Source organism: Actinomadura sp. NEAU-AAG7 (assembly GCF_018603865.1).
Taxonomy (GTDB): domain Bacteria; phylum Actinomycetota; class Actinomycetes; order Streptosporangiales; family Streptosporangiaceae; genus Spirillospora; species Spirillospora litoris.
This window is the reverse complement of the sequence record NZ_JAHFZY010000001.1, coordinates 207,568-225,646: the sequence shown is the minus strand read 5'-3', so window position 1 is coordinate 225,646 and position 18,079 is coordinate 207,568. Positions and strand designations below refer to the sequence as shown.

The 18,079-nt window shown below is 70.9% G+C and carries 14 protein-coding genes and 1 riboswitch; of the genes, 4 read left to right on the top strand and 10 right to left on the bottom strand.

Features of this window, described 5'->3' with window-relative positions; translation table 11 throughout:
• Positions 1-42: 42 nt before the first annotated feature.
• Positions 43-495, bottom strand: coding sequence for a GNAT family N-acetyltransferase (locus KLI87_RS01005; RefSeq protein WP_214616568.1), 453 nt, complete (start codon positions 493-495; stop codon positions 43-45).
• Positions 496-646: 151 nt separating this feature from the next.
• On the opposite strand from KLI87_RS01005, the gene KLI87_RS01000 reads away from it, so the two are divergent.
• Together KLI87_RS01000 and KLI87_RS00995 are read left to right on the top strand one after the other, a co-directional pair.
• The gene (locus KLI87_RS01000) at positions 647-976 is read left to right on the top strand and encodes a WhiB family transcriptional regulator (protein WP_214615467.1); all 330 of its coding nucleotides are present in this window, start codon (positions 647-649) and stop codon (positions 974-976) included.
• Between the two features lie 61 nt (positions 977-1,037).
• Positions 1,038-1,679: a rhomboid family intramembrane serine protease gene (locus tag KLI87_RS00995; RefSeq protein WP_156217367.1), complete on the top strand. Its 642-nt coding sequence runs from the start codon at positions 1,038-1,040 to the stop codon at positions 1,677-1,679.
• On the opposite strand, the gene KLI87_RS00990 is transcribed toward KLI87_RS00995, so the two are convergent.
• From KLI87_RS00990 to KLI87_RS00950, 9 genes are all read right to left on the bottom strand, one after another.
• The gene (locus KLI87_RS00990) at positions 1,618-2,364 is read right to left on the bottom strand and encodes an SDR family oxidoreductase (protein WP_156217368.1); all 747 of its coding nucleotides are present in this window, start codon (positions 2,362-2,364) and stop codon (positions 1,618-1,620) included. The genes KLI87_RS00995 and KLI87_RS00990 overlap by 62 nt on opposite strands.
• Positions 2,365-2,428: 64 nt before the next feature.
• Entirely contained in the window at positions 2,429-3,889 is a 1,461-nt protein-coding gene (locus KLI87_RS00985) for a hypothetical protein (protein ID WP_214615466.1), read from the bottom strand.
• A gap of 72 nt (positions 3,890-3,961) precedes the next feature.
• Entirely contained in the window at positions 3,962-4,747 is a 786-nt protein-coding gene (locus tag KLI87_RS00980; RefSeq protein ID WP_214615465.1) for a sporulation protein, read from the bottom strand.
• Positions 4,748-4,863: 116 nt separating this feature from the next.
• A complete protein-coding gene (locus tag KLI87_RS00975) occupies positions 4,864-5,187 on the bottom strand; it encodes a multidrug efflux SMR transporter (protein WP_156217370.1) in 324 nt (107 codons plus the stop codon).
• Between the two features lie 31 nt (positions 5,188-5,218).
• Positions 5,219-5,284: riboswitch (guanidine-III (ykkC-III) riboswitch) on the bottom strand.
• Positions 5,285-5,516: 232 nt separating this feature from the next.
• Positions 5,517-6,848 (bottom strand): UDP-glucose/GDP-mannose dehydrogenase family protein, encoded by a 1,332-nt coding sequence (locus tag KLI87_RS00970; protein ID WP_156217371.1) that lies wholly within the window; start codon positions 6,846-6,848, stop codon positions 5,517-5,519.
• Positions 6,849-6,896: 48 nt separating this feature from the next.
• On the bottom strand, positions 6,897-8,066 hold the full coding sequence (locus KLI87_RS00965; RefSeq protein ID WP_214615464.1) for a nitrous oxide reductase family maturation protein NosD: 1,170 nt from the start codon (positions 8,064-8,066) through the stop codon (positions 6,897-6,899).
• Positions 8,063-10,096, bottom strand: coding sequence for a nitrous oxide reductase family maturation protein NosD (locus KLI87_RS40830; protein WP_156217373.1), 2,034 nt, complete (start codon positions 10,094-10,096; stop codon positions 8,063-8,065). Before KLI87_RS40830 ends, KLI87_RS00965 begins: the two co-directional genes overlap by 4 nt.
• Position 10,097: 1 nt before the next feature.
• Positions 10,098-12,347 carry a nitrous oxide reductase family maturation protein NosD gene (locus tag KLI87_RS00955; RefSeq protein WP_214615463.1) on the bottom strand — a complete coding sequence of 750 codons (2,250 nt, stop codon included), beginning with the start codon at positions 12,345-12,347 and terminating at the stop codon, positions 10,098-10,100.
• A 79-nt stretch (positions 12,348-12,426) separates the two neighbouring features.
• A complete protein-coding gene (locus KLI87_RS00950; protein ID WP_156217375.1) occupies positions 12,427-13,695 on the bottom strand; it encodes a glycosyltransferase family 2 protein in 1,269 nt (422 codons plus the stop codon).
• 531 nt (positions 13,696-14,226) lie between these two features.
• Here KLI87_RS00950 and KLI87_RS00945 point away from each other — a divergent pair.
• Positions 14,227-16,062 carry an acyl-CoA dehydrogenase gene (locus tag KLI87_RS00945; protein WP_156217376.1) on the top strand — a complete coding sequence of 612 codons (1,836 nt, stop codon included), beginning with the start codon at positions 14,227-14,229 and terminating at the stop codon, positions 16,060-16,062.
• Positions 16,063-16,206: 144 nt separating this feature from the next.
• Positions 16,207-17,868, top strand: coding sequence for an OmpA family protein (locus KLI87_RS00940; protein WP_214615462.1), 1,662 nt, complete (start codon positions 16,207-16,209; stop codon positions 17,866-17,868).
• The last annotated feature ends 211 nt before the right edge of the window (positions 17,869-18,079 follow it).

The window sequence follows — 18,079 nt, the reverse complement described above, 5'->3', positions numbered from 1 at the left end:
CCGTGCTCACCCCGGAGGCGTCGAGTCCGACGGGCCCCTTCGTCAGCCGTCCGTGAGGTGGTATTTCATGCCCATGTGGGACGGGCGGAAGCCTATTTGCTGGTAGAAGCGGATCGCGTCGGGGCGTTGGCGGTCGGTGGTGAGTTGGACCACCCGGCAGCCCCGGGTGCGGGCCCGGGTGATGGCCCAGGTGATGAGGGCCTGACCCACGCCCCGGCCGCGGTGGTCGGCGGCGACGCGGACGCCCTCGATCTGGGCCCGTTCGCGGCCCGTGTAGGTGAGGCCGGGGATGAACGTGAGTTGGAGCGTTCCAGCGACCTGGCCCGCGATCTCGGCGACGACCAGGGTGTTGTTGGGGTCGTCCGTTATGGCGGTGAAGGCGGCGATGTAAGCCGCTTCGGCGTCGGGTGTTTCGCGGGCGGCGCCGAGGGGATCGTCGGCCAGTAGTCGGACGATCTGGGGCAGATCGTCCAGCGTCGCCTCGCGGAAGGTCACTTCTTGGTCACGCTGCACATCCACAGGTTATCCGGCCGTTAGGTTGCGAAGTTCGCGATGACTTGTAGTACTACGGCTCGTAGTACTACGTTGGGTGGACGACCACCCGTGTGTCTGCCGGTGGCCGCAGGCCGCCGCAGGGGGAGAATCCATGCACAGCGAAGAGAACGAGGAACACTGGACCGACCACGCCATCTGCCGTGGGGCCGATCCCGACCTCTTCTTCCCGATCGGCTACTCCGCGCTCGTCCTGCGTGAGCAGGAGGACGCGGCGAAGGCGATCTGCTCGAACTGCCCGGTCGCGGCCGAGTGCCTCGCGTGGGCGCTGCGGGTCGGGGAGCCCGACGGGATCTGGGGCGGGACGACCCCGGAGGAGCGGCGCTATCTGAGGCGGACGGCCGACGCGCCCGAGCGCAGGCGGCTGCCCGTGATCGTGGTCCGCGGGGACGCCTCCGAGCCGGAGCACGCGTCCGCCGCCTAGGCACCTTTCCGGTGGCCGGGACGTTGTCCGGGTGACGGCGTCCAGAGTTACGGTGGCCTCCATGAGCGATTCCCAGCGGTCAGAAGGGCTCGTCCAGGCCGGCGCGCGGGCTCTTTCGGCGGCCCTGCTGGTCGGTGGCATCACCGCGCTGATGTGGGTGGTGGAGCTGTTCGACGTCTACGTCGACCACGACCGGCTCGACCGGCTCGGGATCCAGCCGCGCGACGTCGGCGACCTGCCCGACATCTTCACCGCGCCGTTCGTGCACGCGGGGATCGGGCACATGATGGGCAACACGGTGCCGTTCCTCGTGCTCGGGTTCCTGGCGGCGGTCAGGGGGATCGCGAAGTTCCTGGTGTCGAGCCTGATCGTCATCGTGGTGGGCGGGCTCGGGGTGTGGTTCACGAGCCCGGCGAACACGCTCGGGTCCAGCATCCTGATCTTCGGGTTCTTCGGCTACCTGGTGGGGCGCGGGCTGTTCGAGCGGCGGCTCGCCGACATCGTGATCGCGGTCGGCGTCGTCGCCGTCTACGGGACGATGCTCGTCGGCGTGATCCCCGATGACCCCGCCATCTCGTGGCAGGGCCACCTGTTCGGGCTGATCGGCGGTGTGCTCGGCGCGTGGTTCCTGCGCCGCGGCGCTAGCTCGGACGGACGGTCACGTCCGACACCACCGCGTCACGGGGCGTCTCCAGGGCGCTGACGAGCACGCGCGCCACCGTGGACGGGGCGGCGAAGTCGTCCTCGGCGTAGGGGTGGCCCTCCTGAGCGCGGACGCTGCGCTGCATCTCCGTGGCCGTGCGGCCCGGATAGACGGTCGTGACGCGCAGGGACGGCTCCTCCGCGCGCAGGGAGTCGGCCAGGGCGCGCAGGCCGAACTTGCTCGCGGCGTAGGCGGCCCATTCGGGGTTGGCGCGCAGGCCCGCCGTGGAGTTGACGAAGACGACGTGCCCCTGCGCGGCGCGCAGCGCGGGCAGCAGCAGCCGGGTCAGCTCGGCGGCCGAGACGAGGTTGACCGACAGGTGGTCGATCCACTCGTCCGCCTCCAGGTCGGCGACCGGCGACAGGTGGACGACCCCCGCCGCGTGGACGAGCCCGTCCAGCCGGGGCGGGAGGTCGTCCAGGGCCAGGGCCGCCTCGATGCGGCGCGGCTCGGTGAGGTCGAGCGGGATGGTCCGGATCGTCCGGGTGGAGGGGCCGACGCGCGGCGCCTTCGGGTCGATGACCTGGGTCGAGGCGTGCGCGCCGGTCCGCAGCGTCGCGGCGAGCTTGTCCAGCCGGTCGGGTGAGCGGCCGGTCAGGACCAGGTCGTGGCCGCGCTCGCGCAGCAGTTCCGCGACCGCGGTGCCGATGCCGCCGGTCGCCCCCGTGATGAGATACGTGCCCATGGCGCCCCATTCTCGTGGATCTTCGACTCGCCCGCCTAACCGGGTGGACGCTCCGCGGCGCGGATCAGTTCGGACGCAGCACCCGGGTGACCCCGGCGATCAACGCGGTCGCCAGCACCCAGCCGGTCGCGACCAGCGCGTAGGCGACCCAGCGGGACCAGCCCATCGCGTCGAACGCCTGCTGCTGCCCGAAGGTGTCCAGGGGGATCAGCAGGTCGAGGCTGTAGACGAGGGAGTGGAAGACGGGCCGCTCGTCCGGCGGCTTGATCGGTTTGGGTGGGTCGGCCGAGAACACGGTGGTGCCGACCGCGAGCAGGAAGCCGAACCACGCGAAGGCCAGCCAGGGGCGGAAACCGTAGCCGACCGTCCAGTCCAGAAGGTGGTTCCACGCCCGCCCGACCGGGTGCAGGCGCCGGCGGCGGGCGCGCATCTTGGCCAGTTGGACCTTGCGGGCCAGGTCGTCCGATCCGACGCCGTGGTACCAGGCGGCGAGCTGCTCGTAGGGCTGGAGGTGGAACTCGGGGTCGCGGGACACCCAGCTCAGCCGGTCCTTGAACGTGCCGTTGAAGCGCAGCGTCTCGTAGGTGAGGCCGTTCAGGTACAGCTCGTCGGGCCAGGTGTCGGGGCTGTCCATGATCAGGTTGATGCGGGAGTAGGACAGCGACACCCGCCCCTGGATCTTCTCCAGCGGCCACAGGAGCAGCTCGTCCACCTGCATGTGGCTGCCGTGCAGGGCCATCCGGGCGGGATCGCCCGAGTCCAGGACGCCCCGGGAGAACGACAGGATGCCGTTGACCCGCGCGCTGCGCAGCCGGAGGGTGCCGCGCGCGACGAAGTCCCGGCTGAACTCGGCGGCATCCTCGACGATCATGTTCAGCGCGTCCAGCGCGATCCGGCCGGGGTTGTCGAGGGTCGTGCCCTGCATGAACAGCCCGCCGTTCATGCGGGCGCCGACGAGCCGGACGCCGCCGGTGATGTGCGAGTCCTGGATGAACGTGCCGGCGTCGACGACGAGGGCGCCGCTGAACACCGCCCACTTGTCCGGCTCGGACGCGGTGATCGTCATCCGGTTCATCCGCAGGCCGCCGCTGATCTGCGCGCGCGGGAGCCGCACCTCGCCGTCCACCGTCGAGCCCGACAGGCTGAGGTAGCCGTCGACCTGGAGGCCGCCGCCGTCGAACCCCGGCATCCGGCAGTCGGAGAGCCGGAGCTGCCGCGTCTTGGCGTTGGAGAGGTCGGGCTCCTCGACGAGGCGGCACCGCTCCAGGCGCAGCTCGTGCTCGACCGTCCCGCCCGAGACGTCGAGCCTCCCGATGACGTAGGCGCCGCGCAGCCGGACCGCCGACACCGCGCCGGCCCGCGTCTCGCCCGCGCCGAGCAGCAGCCGGGTGATGGTCTCCGCGCGGACGATCCGGTCGGGCAGCGGCCCGGCCGGGCGGTCGTCGCCGAGCACGACCGTGTCGCCGGAGGGGAACGCGGCCCACAGGCGGCGTTCGGCGTCGTTGAGTCCGGGGGGCTGGGGCACGGTCACCCTTTCTACGGGGCGGTCCCCTCCGTGATCAAGCCGGAGAGGACCGCGCTGAGGTCCCCCCAGGAATCAGAAGAAGCCGCGGCGGCGGGACGCCTCGTCGAGGAAGCCGCCGAGCTGGCGCTCCCAGTCGGTGCCGTGGACGCTCGCGTAGTCCACGGTGAAGCGGCTGAACGCGTCGTGGCCCTCGGACAGGATGCCGCCGCGCTTGTCGAGTTCGAGGACGACCTCCATCGACTGCGGGTAGGACACGAACGTCACTTCGAGCTGGTTGATGCCGCGCGCGTACTGGTGGGGCGGCGTGAACTCGATCTCCTGGTAGAACGGCAGCTCCTGGTGGACGCCCCAGATGCGGCCCTTCTCGCAGTCGGCGTTGCGGAAGTGGAAGCCGAGGTTGGAGAACGCGGCCAGGATGCGCTCCTGCGCGGGCAGCGGGTGGACGGCGATCGGGTCGAGGTCGCCCGGGTCGAGCGCGCCCGCGACCTCCAGCTCCGTCGCGATCCCGACCGTGGTGCCGCGCAGCGGCTGCCCGTACATGTGGGTGAGCGGCGCCTCCCACGGGATGGGGAACTGGAAGGGGACGCTGTGCCGCGCGCCCTCCTCCAGCCTGAAGTTCCCCGCGACGGGTGTCTTGGCGTACTCCAGGTTGGAGGTGTACTCGTTGTCGCCCGACTCGACCTCGACCCGGGTGCGCAGCGCCAGGTTCACCGACGTGATGTCGGAGTTGAACTGGCCGCCGATGATGGTGATCTCACCCGTCACGACCGAGCCCGGCGTGGTGTTCGGGTCGTGCAGGACGGTCTCGATCGACGGCCCGCCGATGCCCATCGCCTGACGCAGCTTCTTGAAGACCAAGGTCTACCCCTCCGTGTACGAGCTCTCTCGTCCCATAGACGCCCTTACGGGAGGGTACGTTCCATCAAGGGTGGTTGACCTGCGATTTAGCAGGTTCGTTGGCCACTTCGGGTCGATCAGTGCGCGCCGCCCGCGAGGTTCAGGCCGATGACGCCGACGATGATCAGTGCCAGCGCGCCGATCTTGACGGCGGAGACGTCGTCGCCCAGCACCAGCATGCCGAGCGCGGCCGTTCCGACGGCGCCGATGCCTACCCAGACGGCGTAGGCGGTGCCGACCTCCAGGTCCTTCAGCGCGAGGTTGAGCAGGCCGAAGCTGGTGACGGCGAAGACGAGGAAGCCGAGCGACGGCCAGAGCTGGGTGAAGCCCCGGCTGCCCTTCAGGCACAGGGCCATCGCGACCTCGAACAGGCCCGCGACGATGACGAGGATCCAAGCCATTGGTCACTCCCGGACGGTGAGACGGCACGGTCACGCGTCGTCTTCGCCCACCGGGTACGGCGCACCTCGTCCGGGAGGACCCCGGAAGGGGCCCTCACCCAGCGACAACGCCCCCGATCCCCCGGGTGTTCCCCGGAGGGCCGCGACGACTCGCCGCGACCCCCGGGCGTGTTCGCAAGCGACCTCAGCCGTCACGCGGGGGCGTAGCCGACCGGTGGGGCCGACGCAGGAGGCGGGGCCCCACCGGGAAGATCGCGAAGCGATTCCGCGCTCGCAAAGGCACGGTCACGGCCCGAGCCGCTAGGCGAGGGTCGTGGGCCGGGACTTCTCTAAGCTCTGCCGAGGGCGCGGTACTCCCAGCCGGCGGCGCGCCAGCGGGCCGGGTCCAGGGCGTGGCGGCCGTCCACGATGCGCTTGTGCCGGACGACCTTGGCGAGCGCGTCCGGCTCGATCTCGCGGAAGTCGGCCCACTCGGTCAGCAGGACGACGACGTCGGCGTCCTCGGCGGCGTCCAGCGCGTTGTCGCCGTAGCGCAGCTCGGGGTAGGCGCGGCGGGCGTTGTCGAGCGCGGCCGGGTCGTAGACGCGGACGTGGCCGCCGAGCCCGTGCATGGTGCGCGCGACGTCCAGCGCGGGCGCGTCGCGGATGTCGTCGGAGTTCGGCTTGAACGCGGCGCCCCAGGCGGCGATCCGGCGGCCGGAGATCTGGCCGCCGAGCAGCTCGCGGACGAGGTCGACGGTGCGGGCGCGGCGGCGGCGGTTGATGTCGTCCACCTCGCGGAGGAACGACACGGCCTGGCCGACGCCGATCTCCTCGGCGCGGTGCGCGAACGCGCGGATGTCCTTCGGCAGGCAGCCGCCGCCGAAGCCGAGGCCGGGGCGCAGGAACTTGCCGCCGATCCGGTCGTCCAGCGCGAGCGAGTCGGCGAGGTCGCTGACGTCGGCGCCGACCGCCTCGCAGACCTCCGCCATCGCGTTGATGTAGGAGATCTTGGTGGCGAGGAAGGAGTTCGCGGCGACCTTGACCAGCTCGGCGGTGGCGAGGTCGGTGCGCACGACCGGGGTGCCGATGTCGAGGATCGGCTGGAACGCGGCGCGCAGCCGCTCGTCCGCCCAGTCGGAGGCGACGCCGAACACGAGCCGGTCGGGACGCATCGTGTCGTCGACCGCGAAGCCCTCGCGCAGGAACTCGGGGTTCCACGCCAGCTCCACCTCGTCGCCCGCCGGGGCGAGCTCGTGCAGCACGCCGGTGAGCCGCTGGGCCGTCCCGACCGGGACGGTGGACTTGCCGACGACCAGCACGCGCCGGTCCAGGTGCGGCGCGAGGGCCTGCACGGCGGCGTCCACGTAGGTCAGGTCGGCGGCGTCGGAGCCCGGCCGCTGCGGGGTGCCGACGCACAGGAAGTGCACGTCGCCGAACTTCCCGGCCTCCTCGAAGGAGGTGGTGAAGCGCAGCCGCCCCGACTCCAGCGCCTTCGTGAGCAGCTCGGGCAGCCCCGGCTCGAAGAACGGCACCTCGCCGGACGCCAGTTTGGCGATCTTGCGCTCGTCGACGTCCACGCCGAGGACGTCGAAGCCGAGTACCGCCATGCAGATGGCGTGCGTGGCACCGAGGTAGCCGGTGCCGATGACGGTGAGCCGTGGGGACTCCGTCGCGTTCATTCGCGCTTCTCCTTGATTCATGTCGGGTGGTTGACGGACGTTCCCCTGCTAGGAGCAGGTGCCCTTCTTCGTCAGCTTGCCGCCGGTGACCTTGTTGCCGCAGCCGATCGTGTTGCCGCCCGTGGTGTCGTTGATGCCGACCCCGCCCCCGCCCGCGAGGTTGATGATGTTGTTCCGGAACGTGTTGCCGCGTCCCCAGCCGTCCACGATCTCGTGGGTCTGGAAGCCGTCGAGGGGGGTCTTGGTCCCCTTGTTCCCCTCGATCAGGTAGCCGTTGCCCTTGACGTCGACCCACGAGTCGTTGTGCTTGTCCCCGCCCGTCTTCGAGCCGTCGAAGACGTTGTTGAGGATCTTGCCGCCGCTGGTGCCTTCCTTGATGTCGATCGCCTCGGCGGTGGCGCGGATCAGGTTGCCCCGCACGATGTTGCCGTCGCTGTTGTCCATCCGGCCGCCGGTGACCGACTCCCAGTTCGACTGCGCGGTGCCGAGGTAGACGCCCTCGCCGAACTTCTCGCGGCGCAGCCCGGTGTTGTAGACCTTGTTGTACTGGACGGTGTTGCCGGTGGAGAAGTTGCGCAGGTGGATGCCCTCGTCACCGATGTCGTGCACGTTCAGGCCCTGGATGACCGAGCCCTTGGTGGTGTCGGCCATCACGCCCTTCTGGCTGTTCTGGACCGAGAAGCCGACCAGCCGCCAGTAGGACGCCTTGTTCAGGTGCAGCGCGTAGCCCTTCTTGATGCCGCCGCCGTCGATGACCGACTCCTCGGTCCCGCAGAGGTAGATCGGCTTCTGCGGGGTGCCGGACGCCGTGGCGACGAACTTGCCCTGGTAGGTGCCCGGGTTCATCTTGATGACATCGCCCGGACCGGCGCCCTGGAGCGCCTGCTGGAGTCCCTTGGCGTCGCTGACGGTCTTGGTCGGGCGCGGGCACTCGATCTTGCCGGGGCCGTCGGGGACGGGCGTGCTGAGCGGCTCGCCCTTCGGCGCGCCGCCGCCCGACCCCTCGTCGTCGCCCTTGTCGCCGCTGCCGTCCACGTTCCCACCGTCCCCCTCGTCCCCGCCCCCGGTCGGCGCGGGGCTCACCTGCTCTGACCCGGCCGTCTTCTTCGAATCGCCGTCGTCCCCGCCCAGGCCCGTGACCAGGAACACCAGACCGCCGACCACGACCGCGCCGACCAGCAGGCCCAGCACGAACTTGATGTCGATCCTCGCCGTCATCGGCGGACCACTCCCTCGGTGTCGTCAACTACGCGGCGCAGCAGCCGGACGGGACGCTCCTCCAGCTTGGTCTGCCGCTCGTACGGGTGGGCTCCGCGGCGTCCGATGCGCATCCCGTCGCCCCGGGAGCGGAACATGGACACCGCGACGAGCAGGAACACGCCCGCCCAGATGATGTTCATCGGCTTGAAGACGCGCTTGACCCACGTCCAGAAGCCGGCCGTCTTGTGCCATCCCGACGTGTTGTTGCCGGTCTCGGCGAACTTGCCGGTGGCGCGGTCGACGTCCATGACGCTCGTCCCCGCGCCGCTGATCGTGTTCCCTCTGATCGTGGTGCCGGTGACGTTACCGCGCAAGGTGAGGCCGTGCCGGTGCGCCGACTGGACGGTGTTGCCCGAGATCAGGCTGCTCGCGTCCCGGACGTACAGGGCCGTCTTCCCGCCGACGATCACGTTGCCCGACACGGTGCCGCCGCGGGCGCCGTCGCGCAGCACGATCCCCTGCCGCTTCGCGTTCCTCACCTGGTTGCCGGTGATCTGCACGCGGGTGGCCTGGGCGCGCATGACGATCCCCATGTCGCCGCCGATGATCTGGCTGGTCTGCACGGTGACGTTGTCGCCGCCGAGCAGCTCGACCCCGTAGCGGCGGTTGTTCCGGATCACGCTGCTGCTGATCAGGTTGCCGCCGAACGGCGTGATCGCCTCACCGGACGCGGACGGCCCGTCGGCGAGCGGCTGCCCGTTCAGCGTGAACCCGTTGCCGCCGTTCTTCTCGGACGTGCAGTGCGTCACCCGGACGCCCTCGGTGCCGCGCGACAGCACGAACCCGTCGCCCCGGCTGCCGCTGACCGTGGTGTTCTCGATCGTGGCGTTCTTGGCGAAGCGGTGCAGCACGACACCGTGCACCAGGCTGTCCTTGATCGTGTTGCTCGCGATCCGCGTCTGGTTGGACGCGGTGACGAACAGGCCGTAGGCGTCGCCGGTGAACGAGGACTGCTCGATCGCGCCGCTGACGAGGTTGGCGGCCGGGACGTAGAACGTGCCGCCGCCGCGCCCGCCGGCGGGGGTGACCTCGACCTCCTCGCGGTTGCCGCGCGTCCCCTCGTTGGTGCCGTTCGGCAGCCGCACCGCGCGCTGCGGGCCCGGCGTCCCGGCGGGCTCGGCCGCCGAGTCGGGGCGGTCCGAGCCGGTCAGCGCGACGCCGCCGGTCCGCCCGCTCCAGAAGCCGAGGTCGGAGACCTGCGTGTACTTCATGTCGAACTGGCCGCCGATCGCGCGGATGTAGGCGCGGCCGTCGGAGACCTGCGTGTCGGGCACGCGCTTGCTGTCGTTCCAGCTGGAGAACCGGACGGGGTTCTGCGCCGAGCCGTTGATCCGCACCGTCCCGCCCGCGCTGACGATCGAGGTGAACTGGCCCGGGATGCTGCGCATCCGGATCGTCAGCGGGCCGGTCGAGCTCTGCAGGATCAGCTTGCCGCCCGCCGCGACCATGATGTTCACGCCGAGCAGGTAGGACCCGTCGCTCTGCTTCTGGAAGTCCTGCCCGGCGAGCTTCGCCAGCTCGGCGACGTAGTAGGGCTGGCGCCGCTGCGGCAGCATCAGCGTCCGGCCGTTCGCGGACGCGAGCACGCGCGGGACGCGCGCCGCCGCTGCCGCCGCCCCGCCGCCCGCGAGGTCGGACTCCTGCTTGGCGCGGATCTGCATGATCCGCATGTCCTCCTGGTCGACCAGCGTGGCCTGCTGCTTGGCCGACTCGGCGGACACGTCGTTGACGTCGGGCATGCCGGAGTCGTCGGCGATGTAGACGCGGTAGGCGTAGGCGCCGCCGCCCGCGAGCCCGAGCACCAGCAGGGTCGTGACGACCTTGCCCATCCGGCCCTGCTTCTTCTTGGGCGGGGCCGGAGCGGGGGAGGGCGCGGGCACGGGCACGGGCGGCTTGGCCTGCGCCGACGCGCTGTGGCGGGCCGGGGGCCGCCGGGCCGGGATCGGGATCGGGGTCGGCCGGGTGACGTTCGGATCGGGTCCGTTCATGTCAGGCGCCTCCTGGTTCCGGCCGCGCGGCGCCCGGCCACGGGGTCGGGTGCGGTGGGGCGGGCGGCGCCGCGTGCGGCTGGGGCATCGGAGGATGCGGCGCCGCGAGCGGCACTCCCTGCGGCAGCCCCTGCGGCGGCGCGGAAGGCGGCGCCGGGTGGGGCGCCGGCGGGTGCGCGGCGCCCGCCATCGCCGGTGCCGGACGCGCCGGCTGCCCCAGGGCCTGCCCCTGCACGTGTCCCTGGCCGTGTGGCTGGCCGTGTGGCTGGCCGTGTTGCTGGCCGGGGCCCTGCGCGTGCGCGGGTGCCGGTGCCTGCGCGGGCCCCTGGGCCGGTGCCTGGCGCGGGCCCGGACGCGGCATGCGCGGGAGCCTCCACACCGGACGCAGTTCCATCGGCTGCTGGAGCACGTAGGGGTGGGTGCCGCGGCGCCCGATCCGCAGCCCGCCGGTGCGGGCCCGGATCATCGTGATGATGACCATGAGGAGCACGCACGTCCAGATGATGTTCAGCGGCGTCATGTACCGCTGCGCCTTCATCCACAGGGACGCGGTGTCGTTCCATCCGCCGGTGTCGTTGCCCGACTTCTCGATGCCGCCGTGCGCCCGGGACGTGCTGACCGCGCTCGTCCCCGAGCCGCTCAGGTGGTTGTCGCGGATCTCCGAGCCGCCCGCGTTCCCGACCAGCGTGATGCCGTGCGAGGTCGCGCCCTTGATGACGTTGCCGACCAGCGTCCCCGACGAGCCGCGCAGGTAGATGCCGGTGCGCGCGCCGTCCACGGTGTTGCCGGCGAGGCTCGCGTCCCGCACCCCGTCGCGCAGCGAGATGCCCTGCCGGATCTGCCCCGACAGGCGGTTGCCCGACACCTGCACCTGGGTCGCCGCCGACCGGACCACGATGCCCATGTCCCCGCCGATGACCTGGCTGTTCTGCACCGACAGCTTGTCGCCGCCGAGCAGCTCGATGCCGTAGTGGCCGTTGTTGCGGGCCAGGCTGTTGTTGATCGAGCTGTCGCCGAAGCTCTCCAGCGACTCGCCGGAGGCCGAGGGGCCGTCCGCGAGCGCCTGGCCGTTGACGGTGAAGCCGTTGTGCCCGTTGTTCTCCGAGCGGCAGTTGGTGACGCGCACCTTCTCCGTCGCCCGCGACAGCACGAACCCGTCGCCCTTGCTGCCGGTCACGATCGTGTTCTCGATCGTGGCGTTCTTGGCGAAGCGGTGCATGACGAGCCCGTGCACCAGGCTGTTCATGATCTTGTTGTTGGTGACCTGCGTCTGGTTGGAGCCCGACACGAACAGCCCGAACGCGTCCCCGATGATCGTGCTGTGGTCGATCGACCCGGTGACCAGGTCGGCCGCCGGGACGTGCGTCGCGGTGCCGCCCGGACGCTCGATCTCGATGTCGCCGGGGCCGCCGCCGGAGCCGCCCTTGCGCTGCTGCTCCAGCCGCTTCTTCTTGTTGGCGTGCCGCTGCTCCTTGTTGAGGTGCTTGGCGGCGCTCGCCGGACGGTCGGTGCCGGTGAGCGCGATGCCGCCGGTCCGCCCGCTCCAGAAGCCGAGCTGCGACACGTGCGCGTACTTCATCCGGAACTCGCCGCCGACCGCGCGCAGGTAGGCGCGCCCGTCGGCGACGTTGGTGTCGGGCCTGCGGGTCCGCGGGTCCCAGCTGAAGATCCGCGCCGGGTAGCGGGCGTTGCCCTCGATCCGGATGTTGCCGCCGAAGCTGACGATCGAGCTGAACGCGCCGCCCGTGCTGCCCATCCGGATGACCAGCGGGCCGCCGGAGGGGTTCTGGAGCAGCAGCCCCGCGCCGTCCGCGACGAACACGTGGATGCCGAGCAGGTACGAGCCGTCCGGGAGCCGCTGGAAGTAGCGGCCGCCGTAGCGGCGCAGGTCCTCCACCGTGTACGGCTTGCCGGTGTTCACCGCGGGCAGGACGAGCGTCTTGCCCTGGCTGGAGCCGAAGATCTGCGGCCGCTTCCACTGCGCGGTCGCCTGCCCGCCGATCTGCAGGATCGCGGTCAGCACCGACCGCGTCTGCATGATCCGCTGGTCCTCCTGGTCGACGAGCGCGGCCTGGCGCGCGGCGTCGGCGGGGGTGTCGGCGTGGGCGCGCGGCAGGTGCTGGACCGGCAGGAGCACGGCCGGGACGAGCCCGAAGGCCGCCACCAGCCCGGCGCGGAAGGCCCGCCGCCCGGCCGTGCGGAGCGTGCGTGTCGTGCGGGACGTGCGCGTGGTGCGAGGTGTGCGCGCCATGCGGAACATGCGTGTCCGGCCTCGGGTTATTCGGAAGGTGTCGCTTAGTACGCCGGGGAGCCTCGGCGTCCGGTCCATCTCAGCCCACTCCCTGGAGCGAACTGGCGCTCTGCCCGGCGCCGCCGACCTGGTCGGACGTGCGGGTCAGCCAGCCCTGCTTGTTCATCGTCGCGAACGCGTACAGCTTGATCGGCAGCGAGATCATGATGATGACCAGCGCGGTCAGCGGCAGCAGCAGGATCTCGCCGGGGTGGCGGCGCAGGTGCGAGTAGCCGCGGACGCCGCGTCCGAACAGCACCCAGCCGATCGCCAGCGAGATGCCGAGCGGGTGCAGGTTGTCCAGGATCCGGCTGAAGATCAGGTAGCCGAGCGTCACGCCCATGGTGACCGGGGTCAGCAGGATCTGCAGGACGGTGACCTTGGTGACGAACGGCGTCTTCCACAGCCAGCCCTTCCACAGGGCCGTGAGGTAGCAGCGGTAGGAGTTGCGGCTCCAGCGGATCCGCTGCTTGAAGAACGCGCGGAAGGAGTCGGGGAACATCGAGATCGCGCGCGCCGACGACTGGTGCACGGTCTTGTACCCCTGCGACAGCGTCAGCCAGGTCAGCCGCCCGTCGTCACCGGCGATGCAGCGGCGTCCGAGGAAGAACTCGTTCTCCAGGTTCTCGACCACCGGCTGGATCACCGAGCGGCGGTAGGCGGCGGTCCGCCCGGACAGGCACGCGACGCCGCCCTTGGAGCCCATCGCCGGGACGTAGTCGTAGTAGCGCAGGTTGACCAGCCAGTCGGCGATGCGGCGCCACACGCTGGTCTCGCGCTGGTAGACGTTCTGCTGCGTGCCGACGCCGCCGACCTGCGGGTCCTCGAAGGGCATCTGCACCGCGTCCAGCAGCCCCGGCTGCCACCAGGTGTCGGAGTCGGCGAACACCACGATCTCGCCCCGCGCGGCGCGGATGCCGACGCCGAGCGCCGAGCGCTTGCCGGAGTGCTCGTACACCAGCACCTGGAGCCGGGGGTCGGCGACCTCGGCGAGCCTGCGGTGCCCCTCGGTGTCCCCGACGTCGATGACGATGATGACCTCGCTCGGGTCCTGGGCCAGCCAGCTCTCCAGGCAGCGGACCAGGATCTCCGGGTCCTCCCGGTAGGACGGGACGACCACCGACACCGTCGTCCGGAAGTTGTTGACCACCGGCCTGTCCAGGCGGGACAGCACGACGCGGTAGAGCCAGAGCCCCCACACCAGCAGCCCCGCGAAGCCCAGCGGGACGAACTTCCTCCAGTCGCCCCCGGCCGTCGCCGCCGAGATCGAATCCCAGGCGTCGCTCAGCCACCCCGTGACAGATGACAACTCGGTCCTCCCTCTCCCGTGTTCTCACGGGGGAGAACATCCGCCTCAGGTGACCCCCGCACCACCACATAGTTAGATGCGCCGGAGCGGTGGTTGGACCGTTATTTCCATATTCGGCCATCCAAGATCACCAGGTCAGAGGGGTCAGGCGCGATATCGGTCGCCTCGGGCGTGTGTCAAGGGCTTCTAGTGCGCACAAGCGAAAAAAGAGACATAAGACATCCCTGGGACGGGCACTCGCCACGGTTCCGACACACCCGACTGACAGTCAACTGTGGTGTATATGGCTCTATGTCTTGTTCATAGCTTTTTGTCCGTTTGTCGGTACTGTCAGGTAGGTGTGACACACTGTCGCTGTGAATTGCGTCACATTAGGCCCCGTTTACGTGTAGAGATGTGGTCTGCGTCCCGAGCTCGATTCGGTTCTGGGTGGTTGCGACTGGTTACCAGCGGGTAGCATGAGGGTGAGTTACTGACCAGTACCGACGCGCGGGGCCCCCGGCCGCCGCTGGACCGGACGGAGAGTCTCGAATGGGGCACTACAAGAGCAACCTCCGGGACCTGGAGTTCAACCTCTTCGAGGTGTTCAGGCGCCAGGACCTCCTCGGCAGCGGCCCGTACGCGGAACTGGACGAGGACACCGCGCGCAGCGTCCTCGACGAGGTGAACCGGCTCGCCGAGGGCCCGCTCGCCGAGTCCTTCGAGGACGCCGACCGGCACCCGCCGGTGTTCGACCCGGCCGCGGGAACCGTGACGATGCCCGAGTCGTTCAAGAAGTCGTTCAAGGCGTGGATGGACTCCGAGTGGTACCGCCTCGACCTCGCCCCCGAGTTCGGCGGCAGCGGCGCGCCCCGCTCGCTCACCTGGGCGGTCGCCGAGCAGGTGCTCGGCGCGAACCCGGCCGTCTACACCTTCGCCTCCGGGCCCGGCTTCGCCCAGATCCTCTGGCACATCGGCACACCCGAGCAGAAGCGGTTCGCCGAGTTGGCGCTGGAGCGGCGGTGGGGCGCCACGATGGTGCTGACCGAGCCCGACGCCGGGTCGGACGTGGGGGCGGGACGCGCCAAGGCGGTCCGGCAGCCCGACGGCACCTGGCACATCGAGGGCGTCAAGCGCTTCATCACCTCGGCCGAGCACGACATGGCCGAGAACATCTTCCACCTGGTGCTGGCCCGCCCCGAGGGCGCCGGGCCCGGTACCAAGGGGCTGTCGATGTTCCTCGTCCCGAAGTACCTGGTCGACCTGGAGACCGGTGAGCTGGGGGAGCGCAACGGCGCCCACGTCACCGGCGTCGAGAAGAAGATGGGCCTGAAGGTCTCCACGACCTGCGAGCTGACCTTCGGCGAGAAGGAGCCCGCGGTCGGGTACCTGGTCGGCGACGTGCACCAGGGCATCCGGCAGATGTTCCTGGTCATCGAGTACGCGCGCATGATGGTCGGCACCAAGGCCATCGCGACGCTGTCCACCGGCTACCTCAACGCGCTGGAGTTCGCGAAGGAGCGCGTCCAGGGCGCCGACATGACGCGGATGACCGACAAGACCGCGCCGCGCGTCACGATCACCCACCACCCCGACGTCCGGCGCAGCCTCATGACGCAGAAGGCGTACGCCGAGGGCATGCGGGCGCTGGTGCTGCTGACCGCGTCCTACCAGGACGCCGTCCAGGTCGCCCAGCACGAGGGACGCGCCGACGAGCGGTCCGAGAAGATCAACGACCTGCTGCTGCCGATCGTCAAGGGCTTCGGCTCCGAGCGGGCCTACGCGCTGCTCGGCGCCGAGTCGCTCCAGACCCTCGGCGGCTCCGGGTTCCTGCAGGACTACCCGATCGAGCAGTACATCCGCGACTCCAAGATCGACACCCTGTACGAGGGCACCACCGCCATCCAGGGCCAGGACCTGTTCTTCCGCAAGATCCTGCGCGACAACGGCGCCGCGCTGAACGCCCTGCTCGGCGAGATCGAGGCGTTCGCGGGCGGCGAGGCGGGCAACGGCCGCCTCAAGAACGAGCGCGGCCTGCTCGGCCGCGGGCTCGACGACGTCCGCGGCATCCTGGAGCCGATGGTCGGCTGGGCGGTCGGCTCGCTGGAGAACCCGAAGGAGCTGTACCGGGTCGGCCTCAACTCCACCCGGCTGCTGCTCGCCCTCGGCGACCTGATCGTCGGCTGGCTGCTGTGCCGGCAGGCCGAGATCGCGCTGAACGCGCTCGGCGGCGACGGCGTCTCGGAGTCCGACCAGGCGTTCTACACCGGCAAGGTCGCCGCCGCGCAGTTCTTCTGCCAGACCGTCCTGCCGCGGCTGGCCGCCGACCGCGCGGTCACCGAGGCCACCACGCTGGACGTCATGGAGCTTCCCGAAGAGGCGTTCTGACCGCTTCCGGTTCCGCGCGGCGCGGAGGCGCAGGTAGCGGCGGGGACCCCGGTGGACTCGCGCGCCGGGGCCCCTGCGTGCGGGGCGCGGTGTCACTACTGTGGGCCGCGTCCCTCCGCCTCCCCCAGCGAAACCGGAGTGCCGATGCGCGCCGACCCAGCGAGCGTCCCCGCCTCTGCGAGGATCCCCCTAGCCCTCTCCCTCGCCGCGGTGCTGGTCGCCGCGGGCTGCTCGGACGCGGGCAAGGCCGAGACCAGCGATCCGCCGACGGCCAAGGGGAGCGGCGGTGCCCGGCCCAGCAGCGCCCAGCCGGCCGGGAAGTACGTCAGGGAGGGCTGGTTCGGCGGCGGGACGAGCGGGCTGCACGCGCGCCTTGAGATCAAGGCGGTCGAGCGGCAGGCCGCGAAGTCGGTGGTGCGCTACAGCGTGACGTCGCTGGACACGGCCGCGAAGTCGGTACCGATGCCGATGAGCGTGATCGACCCGGTCGGGCGCGAGTTCTACCGCGCCGCCGCGGCCGCGGGCGGCGACCAGTTCGCGCCGGGCGCGACGCGCGAGCTGGTCGCCGAGATCCCGCCGCTGCCGCCGACCGTCCAGCAGGTCACGGTGCTCACGCCGGGCACGACGGGGGAGTTCACCGGGATCCCCGTGACCTCGGGCGGCGCGGGCGGCGGCTCCCCCCAGAACACGCCCGGCGGCGTGCCGGGCGGCGTGCCGGGGTCGGGGGGCTCCACCGGGACCGGCGGTTCGGGGGCGCCCGCCGGATACCTCGCGGCGGCGCCGAACCCCTCGCCCTCGCCGTCGGTGTCGTCGTCGGTGTCGAGCGCGCCGTCCGGGATGCCGACCATGCCGGGCACCGGAAGCTCGCCCGGGATGCCGGTCGACCTCTACGACATCACCGAGGGCGAGATCAAGGACGTCACCTCCAGCGGGTCCGACATGACCGTCAACCTGCGCACCGACGTGCTGTTCGCGTCCAACTCGGCGAAGCTGTCGGGCAACGCCAAGAGCGTGCTGGACGAGGCCGCCAAGGAGATCAAGGAGAAGGCCGACCCCACCCGGCGGCCGCTGACCCTCAACGGCCACACCGACAGCAAGGGCAGCGACTCCTACAACCTCAAGCTGTCGCGCGACCGCGCCGAGGCGGTGATGAAGGAGCTGAAGAACCGGCTGGGCGACTCCTACAAGTACTCCGCGCACGGCAAGGGCGAGGCCGAACTGATCGCCAAGGAGGGCGGCAAGGACGACGCGCAGGCCCGCGCCCGCAACCGCCGCGTCGAGATCTCCTACGACGTCCGGCAGCAGACCCCCGGGACCAGCGGCACCCCCACCGCCCCCGCCGACGGACGCGGCGGAACCGCGTCCCCGGCCCCCTTCCGTCCCCAGGACGGCACGAAGGTCGCCAGCCGTTACGGCCGTTTCGGCGCCGACAAGCGACGGCTCGACGTCAAGCCCTTCTACCGGGACGGCGCCTACATCGTCGGCGTCTTCGACATCGTCAACGAAGGCCCCGGGCAGACCCCTGCGAACGCCACCTACGCGCACAAGGACTACCCGGGCGGGATCTTCACGTCCTTCTCGATCCTCGCGCCCGGCGGCAAGGACGTGTTCCGCGCCGTCCGCATAGGCCCAGCGACCGCGGGGGCGTCCGCGTCATACGTCGCGTCCGGCTCGGCGGCCTACCGAACGGCCGTCAACGAGCCGGTCCGCGTAGTCGTCTACATGCCCGCCCCGCCCGGCAACACCACGTCCGTGGTCTTCGACGGCGGCCCCTTCGGCAAGGTGAACAACGTCCCCGTGTCCTGAGGCCGTCCCGCGGGCTCTTGGTGAAGGTGCCGCTACGGCGCCACGCCGGGCGGCGTGCCCTCGCTTCGATCCCGCGCGAGAATCTCGTCGAACTCGGTGACCCACTCGGCGCCCTGTCGGTCGGCTGGGAGTCCGGCCTTGCCTTCGCGGGCGAGCGCCGCGTGGAGCCATCCGGTGAGAACGGCCTATTCGGCGGCGATTCCCGCCGTCA

What these genes read in the sequence shown, in the direction of transcription:
- KLI87_RS01000 (WP_214615467.1), top strand. Translation starts at nt 647, where the DNA reads ATGCACAGCGAAGAGAACGAGGAACACTGGACCGACCACGCCATCTGC.
- KLI87_RS00995 (WP_156217367.1), top strand. Translation starts at nt 1,038, where the DNA reads ATGAGCGATTCCCAGCGGTCAGAAGGGCTCGTCCAGGCCGGCGCGCGG.
- KLI87_RS00990 (WP_156217368.1), bottom strand. Translation starts at nt 2,364, where the DNA reads ATGGGCACGTATCTCATCACGGGGGCGACCGGCGGCATCGGCACCGCG.
- KLI87_RS00975 (WP_156217370.1), bottom strand. Translation starts at nt 5,187, where the DNA reads ATGGCTTGGATCCTCGTCATCGTCGCGGGCCTGTTCGAGGTCGCGATG.
- KLI87_RS00970 (WP_156217371.1), bottom strand. Translation starts at nt 6,848, where the DNA reads ATGAACGCGACGGAGTCCCCACGGCTCACCGTCATCGGCACCGGCTAC.
- KLI87_RS00965 (WP_214615464.1), bottom strand. Translation starts at nt 8,066, where the DNA reads ATGACGGCGAGGATCGACATCAAGTTCGTGCTGGGCCTGCTGGTCGGC.
- KLI87_RS40830 (WP_156217373.1), bottom strand. Translation starts at nt 10,096, where the DNA reads ATGAACGGACCCGATCCGAACGTCACCCGGCCGACCCCGATCCCGATC.
- KLI87_RS00955 (WP_214615463.1), bottom strand. Translation starts at nt 12,347, where the DNA reads ATGGCGCGCACACCTCGCACCACGCGCACGTCCCGCACGACACGCACG.
- KLI87_RS00945 (WP_156217376.1), top strand. Translation starts at nt 14,227, where the DNA reads ATGGGGCACTACAAGAGCAACCTCCGGGACCTGGAGTTCAACCTCTTC.
- KLI87_RS00940 (WP_214615462.1), top strand. Translation starts at nt 16,207, where the DNA reads ATGCGCGCCGACCCAGCGAGCGTCCCCGCCTCTGCGAGGATCCCCCTA.